The organism is Bacteriovorax sp. DB6_IX (genome assembly GCF_000447775.1).
Lineage (GTDB): Bacteria > Bdellovibrionota > Bacteriovoracia > Bacteriovoracales > Bacteriovoracaceae > Halobacteriovorax_A.
The window spans coordinates 1-6,538 of the sequence record NZ_AUNJ01000497.1; the positions used below are offsets into that span (position 1 = coordinate 1).

General features: G+C 36.3%; 4 protein-coding genes. 3 read left to right on the top strand and 1 reads right to left on the bottom strand.

The annotated features are described in order from the left end of the window. Positions 1–1,267, bottom strand: a 1,267-nt coding sequence (locus M901_RS15700) for a response regulator (RefSeq protein ID WP_021279205.1), incomplete at its 3' end; no start/stop codon positions are given. A 255-nt stretch (positions 1,268–1,522) separates the two neighbouring features. Here M901_RS15700 and M901_RS15705 point away from each other — a divergent pair. The 3 genes from M901_RS15705 to M901_RS15715 form a co-directional block, all read left to right on the top strand. Continuing rightward, positions 1,523–4,222, top strand: coding sequence for an aminotransferase class III-fold pyridoxal phosphate-dependent enzyme (locus M901_RS15705; RefSeq protein WP_021279204.1), 2,700 nt, complete (start codon positions 1,523–1,525; stop codon positions 4,220–4,222). Between the two features lie 11 nt (positions 4,223–4,233). Beyond that, on the top strand, positions 4,234–5,121 hold the full coding sequence (locus M901_RS16885) for a UbiA family prenyltransferase (RefSeq protein WP_021279203.1): 888 nt from the start codon (positions 4,234–4,236) through the stop codon (positions 5,119–5,121). A 27-nt stretch (positions 5,122–5,148) separates the two neighbouring features. Further along, a partial coding sequence (locus M901_RS15715; protein WP_021279202.1) for a PEP/pyruvate-binding domain-containing protein occupies positions 5,149–6,538 on the top strand: 1,390 nt, incomplete at its 3' end.

Here is a 6,538-nt window from a genome sequence, read left to right on the forward strand (position 1 = left end):
CTGTTAACTTGCATAGAAGCATGTCTAGTGACTTCGGCCCATGCCCATGATGGAAAATATGATCGGCCATTCTTAATGCCGCCATAAAAATTAAACTCAAACCAAAAATATTGGTTTCAGTAGAACCTCTTGGAAACCCCATTCCATTCGGTAGTTCATGGTGCTCCTTGATTATTGTCAGAACGTCACCAGGGATTTTATCCGAGCTCTCTAAAATTGCGACACAGTCTGCAGCATGAGATTTAATTCTCTTTCTGGAATTTAAATCGAGACCAAGAAAAACCGGATCTTCGATATCATAAATCTGGCATAACTCAGATTCTGGTAAAGTAATATCATGAAGGAGTGCAGAGTAAAGCAGCTTATTTACAATCGAGTCCTGCCCCATTCCTAACTTATTCGCTAAAAGAAAACAAATATGAGCAGCCGTTAAAGAGTGAGAAACGAAGTATCCCTTCCCTTTTAGAAAAACCTTTAATTGTTCCTTTAATGCAGGTTCACTACCAAGAATATCCAAGCATGTTTCAATCGTTGTATTAATAAGTAGGAGTTGATCTGTTGTCAAACCAAGTTGAATTAAACTATCTTGGAGAATCTCTAGTGTCTCACCACAGATCTCCACCTCTGAAACTTCGGCAGGACTTGTCAGTAATTTGCGACTTTGTTCCGAGATAGCTCTTTCCATAAAACTCACAAAGTCAGTTTTATTCATGTAGAATTTAAGATTCCCTTTTTCTACATATTTCTTTATCTCTTCAGTTGAAGAATCACCTGAGTTTTTGATTTTAATAAATTTATCATCGCTAATCTTTAGAAAGATCTCTTCACTTACATAACTATACTTACTCAGAAGACCTAAATGAACATGAGAGTAACCTGAGTTATTACGCTCATCATCTTTGGGGCCCAAGGCTTGATCAACCTGTTTGATAAGTTCTTCAAAATCTATTGGCTTATGAATATAAGCATTCTTGTCATTGGCCTCATAGAAGTTTTGAACATCATTATAATCTTCTAGATATCCACCACTCACAAAGATGAAAGGAATATTTCCCTTCTTCTTATTATGTTCGAAGACCAATGCTCCATTTCCTTCAGGCATATTATAATCAGAAAGAATCAAATCAATATCATCATGCTTATCTAAAATAGACACTGCTTCTTTTCCTGATTCTGCTTTGAGAATTTCGCATTCAACTTCTGACTCAATCAGCGTTGAAAGTATTTCAATAATCTCAATTTCATCATCAATTATTAGTATCTTCATTTGATCCTTTTCATTTTTTATACAGTCTAAATTCTTGCATATATCTAACTATTATAAAGTTAAGAAAGATTAAATTTTAGAGTTATTTTATACTAAAAACAATGACTTATCGCATATTTCTCTTTTTGCCTAGAATACCTTGGCATAACCATTGCAGTAATAAATCAAAATGTACCAGTATTCGATAAAAATGGCTTAGTTCACGTCTAATTTATCGTTAGTTGTCTACTTGTTAGACATAAAAAGAGAGAGTCTATGTACAAAAAGTATGTCAAACCAACCCAGGCAAAATTACTCGAGCTTTTGAAGCTTGATAGAGAGTTTGTCAAAGGTGATGGAAATTACATTTACGACTCTCGAGGTGAACAGTATCTAGATGTTACTGGAAGCTATGGTGCCAATAGCTTGGGCCACAATAATAAATTACGCGAAAAAGCGGCCCAATACTTAGTAAATAATAGCCTTTCTTTCACTCAAGGCTCAATAAGGACAGAAGCGGCGAACTTGGCATGTGAGTTTAATAAAAGGCTGGAATTTGAAGGTCATGGAGAGAACTGGATTTGCCAATTCTCTAATACAGGGACAGAATCTATCGAAATTGCCATAAAGGTGGCGAAGAAAAACTACCACCTCAATCTTAAGAAAGAGCTACTCTCTGTCAATGAAGCTTTGAACAAGGCCACACGTTACTTTCAAAGAACAACAAATAACGAAGCACTAATTAAGATAAACGAACTAAGAAAGAGAAATGAGAGAAAAGCCCAGAAAACACCGTTTATCATGGCAATGGATAATTGCTTTCACGGAAAAACTTCTGGCGCCCTAAAGCTTACTTACAATGGAAAGTTAAAAGAAGATATTCTCTCGCTCGATGAAAACCGAGAAACGGTTTTCATAAAAAGAAATGACAAAATTGATCTCACTTACAAGATCGAAACTCTAAGAGACTATTTTGAAATCCCTTATATAGAAAATGCTGAGTTAAAAGTTGAGAAACAAAACTTCTACCCTATCTGTGCCTTCATTGCGGAACCGATTTTGGGTGAGGCAGGTGTTTACGAGCTTACAAAAGACTTTCTTGAAGAGCTCCAGGCCCAGAGCAAGAGGATTAAATCTCTTTTAATATTTGATGAAATTCAATCTGGTATCTATCGCACAGGAACTCTTGCGAGCGCAACGCACTCAGGAGTCACACCAGATATTTTTACATTTGCCAAAGGTCTCAGTGCTGGATTTACAAAAATTGGCGTCACTTTGATTAAAGAACAATCTTTTGTAGAGGACTTTGACTATATTCAATCATCAACATTTGCAGAAGATGATCTTTCCTCATATATCGCAAGAGAGGTTTTAAAAGAAGCTGAGAACTGTTTTGAACACAATGGCCAAGCGATTATGGAGTTAAGAGCTTCTCTGGAAGAAGTCGTATTAGATTATCCAGAGGTTTTTAAAGAAGTCCGAGGCCAAGGACTCATGTTGGCCATTGAATTTAGGCAAGAGCTTAAAAATAAATTTTACGAATTTAAGTACTTTAGTGATGGTGGCCTTCTTGGTCATCTCTTTTCAAGTGCAATGTTGAATAAAGAAAATATAAGAATAGCTCCGACGCTATCAAATCAATATACTTTTAGAATTCAACCATCACTTAATATAAAGTCATGGGAAATTCTAAAGATTGTTACCTCATTGAGGAATTTGGCAGATGCCATTATATCGTCTCAAGCAAAATATTTTTTCAGTCATATTCTGGGAGAGATTCCCGTGGGAAAACTTGGTTGTATTGAGAAGAAAATTGCCAAACAAATTGATCAAGATTTCAAGGCACCAGCAGTTTTTCTAAATCATCCGATCTCTAATAGCGATGTAAGAAAGATTCTACCTGTTCTTGAGTTTACACCTGATGAGATCCTAGAAGAAATCATGATGGCCACATTCAATTTACAAACTTTCTCTCCTTATTATGCAACAAATATAAGAGGAGAAAATGGGAATGATATCGATATTGTCATGCTATCTTTACCTATTACATCTAAAATTTTAATGAAGAAATTCAGAGGGCGTCAAAGACATAAAGTTGCGGCCAAGATTCAAGAAGGTATTGATAAGGCAAAAGAGCTTGGAGCTTCCACAGTTGGTCTTGGGCAATTTACTTCGATCGTATCAAAGAATGGAATGTATCTGAATAATAAAGGTCTTAATCTTACGACGGGAAATAGTTTCACCGCTAAGCTTGCCTATGAGGCGGGTATCCAGGCTGCAGCTGATGAGTCTTCCCAAGTTATTGGACTCGTTGGGTATGGTGGCAATATTGTCAGCACGATGGCCCAGCTTGCCATCTCAGATGCCAAGAAAATTATACTCTTTCATAGATCGAAAGAACATTATCCAGAGAAAATCAAAAGCACTTTTCAAGAGCTTATTAACTACATCATTAGAACTAAAGAAGACTCTGCTCTCATAAATTCAGTTAAAGAAATCCTCTTTGATAATTTAGGGAATATTGCAGAATCTCTTGATGAACTTAAAGACTATATCCAAATCTCTAATGATCTATCAGAGCTAAAATCTTGTGATCTCATTTTCACAGGAACAAATTCTACGAGACCTATCATTAATAGAAATCTCATAAAGAAGAATACAACTATCATTGACCTTGCAGTTCCGGGCGATGTCTCTGACGAGTGCTATCAAGATCAGAGTATTAGAGTGATAAAAGGTGGAATCGCACGATTCCCTCAACAAGCAGGAGATATCAGGATAGAAATCCCATCATTTCCACTAGCAACAAATGAATCCTTTGCTTGTATGGCCGAGACATTCTCACTTGGTCTCTCTCCGATCAAAGGACACTTAAATATTGGTCCAATCGCTATTGACGATATTCAGGAAATATCAAAAGTGGCGAAAGAAGTTGGATTCACACTTTTCAACACGAAGAAAACTAACTCATTATAAAGGAAGAAGAAATGATTAATAGGATTGGAATTTACTTAAAAGAAATGTTCCCTCCCCTCCACTTTATTGGAACCTACTTGTTTACCATAATTTTGGCAGCAGCAGTTTGTTCTATTAAAGGTGATTACTCATTTATAAAAGATCCGACCATTCATCTTGTGGCACTAGCCGTCGTCCTCCTTTCTCTAATGGTGAGAATTATGGATGAATTTAAAGACTATGAGGATGACTTAAAAAACTATCCTAATAGGCCCCTACCTAGTGGAAGAGTTAAAAAAGGTGATTTAAAGGTACTACAATCAATTGTTATTCCTTCAATTCTTCTTCTTTGCTCATTTAATCTCAATGTCTTTATTGCAGCTCTCATTTGCTTGGCCTATGGCGGACTTATGTATAAATGGTTCTTCATGGAAGAGCGTATGAGAAAGTCACTTCCCCTAGCATTTGCAACTCATAACCCCGTAATCATCGTCAAATTTGGACTGATATGTACAGTACTCTTTGAAAGAGGATATGTTGATTCCATTTCAAGTACACTTATTGGAATTCCACTAATGCTAACGATGACAAACTGGGAAATTTCGAGAAAAATTCGAGCACCTAAAGATGAAACAGAATATACAACATACTCAAAAATTTGGGGACCCAAAGTAGCTGCCTCTGTTGCACTCTTTATTCAGATCTTAGTTTTTGCAGGAGTGATGTCATTTTTAATTAATTATAATCATCATCTTCTCATCGTTGCCATTTATCTCTTAGTCGCTACTTACTTTGCTTGGCAATATATCAATTTCATTCGAACACTGTCACATAAATCAACGTTCAAGGCCCATGCTGAAAATCTCGCCTTAGGGACTCAACTTACAGTTCTTTTCGCTGCTGTTATTAAGTTTATTTAAGAAAAAGAGAAAAAGGAAAAGTAATACGTGAAACAAAACTACAGTGACAAACTCATTGCTGGTGGAAAAGGAGCCTCTCTTCAAAGGCTTTTAGACTCTCATTTTCCGGTACCAGAATTTGAGATTATCACGTCAGAGGAGTTTCACTACTGGGAAGAGACTAAGAAGTTATCACCAAAAACAATAGCAAAGATAGTGACCTTTACGACTAAAAATCACTGCAACTACTTTGCAATTAGAAGTAGTGCCACGGCGGAAGATGGCGCTGAAAACTCCTATGCTGGAGTTTTGGAAACATTCCTTTACACCAAGAAGGAAGATATTGAAGAAAAGGTTATCAAATGTTTTGAAAGCTTTTATTCTGAGCGAATTCTTGAATATGAAAGATTAAGAGAAAATCATAGCAAAGAAAGTGATAATAAGAGCGAACGTGGATCCATGGCCGTCGTCATCCAAAGAATGCTTGACTCAACCGTTAGTGGTGTGGCGTTTAGCCGTTCGCCAGATCTGGATAACGGTCTCATCTATATTGAATCAGGACTAGGACTTGGTGAAGGTGTAGTTTCAGGATTAGTAGATGTCGATAGATTCTATATCGATAGATTTGGAGAGAGAATCAAAGAAGATATCGCTGAAAAGACAGATAAACTTACCTATGTCGAGAGTACCAATAAAGTCGAAAGAATTGTCTTTGAAGCACCTATCAAAGCCCCTTCATTAGATGAGAAGAAAATAGAAGAACTACTATCAAAGATCTTAAAAATTGAAGAGAATTATGGATTCCCTTGTGATATTGAATGGTGTTTTGTTGGTGAACAACTCTATATCCTCCAAGTAAGACCTATTACTCAGAAGTTTAATAATATTGAACTCTATATAGATACCAACCTCTCAGAAAGTTATCCAGGTCACACAACACCAATTACAGGAGATTATGTCAATCTAGCATACGCCAAGGTTCATTATGAGCTCGCTGACTATATTGGATTCGACAAGAGAAAAAAGGACTCTCTACTTCCCTACCTTAATACAATGACAAATTATATTCATGGCCATATGTACTACCGCCTTGAAAGTTACTACAATATTCTACTAAGTATCCCTGGAGGAGAACAAAATCTCAAGAACTGGCACCGTATGATCGGAGGCAAGACAAATTCCAGCGCAATCAAAACAACAGTAGATGCTCCCGATGTTAAAGATCAAATAATATTCTACAAATTCCTATTTAAGATAGTCACTAAACATCATTCTATATTTAAAAGCTTTTTATCAAATGCTCGTAAGAAAAAAGATGAGCTCTATCAAAGACTAGAGACAGCGAAAACAACTGCTCAAAAGATCAATTCAATTAGTTTTGCAATCAATACAACAAAGGGATTCTCACTTACAGCTTTTAATGATGTCCTTACAATGA